Origin of the sequence: Rugamonas brunnea (assembly GCF_014042345.1) — a bacterium.
GTDB classification, from domain to species: domain Bacteria; phylum Pseudomonadota; class Gammaproteobacteria; order Burkholderiales; family Burkholderiaceae_D; genus Rugamonas; species Rugamonas brunnea.
On sequence record NZ_JACEZT010000059.1, the window covers coordinates 1 to 287 of the forward strand.

Below are 287 nucleotides of genomic sequence, written 5' to 3' on the forward strand. Positions count from 1 at the left end.
TCACGCCCGGCCAGGGCGTTGAGCAGGCTGGACTTGCCGGCATTGGGGCGGCCGGCGATCACCACGGTCATGCCGTCGCGCAGCAGGGCGCCGCGGTTGGCTTCGCGCTGGACCTGGTGCAGTTCGGCCTGGACGCCCTCCAGCAGGCCCTGGACCCGGCCATCGGCGAGGAAGTCGATCTCTTCCCCGGGAAAGTCGATGGCCGCCTCGACATAGATGCGCAGGCGGATCAGCTGTTTGACCAGGCTCTCCACCCGGCGCGAGAATTCGCCCTGCAGCGAACGCAG

At 69.0% G+C, this 287-nt stretch carries 1 protein-coding gene; it reads right to left on the minus strand.

Annotated features, from left to right (window positions below):
* Positions 1 to 287 (minus strand): GTPase (locus H3H37_RS25480; protein ID WP_182167783.1); only part of this gene is annotated, 287 nt, incomplete at both ends.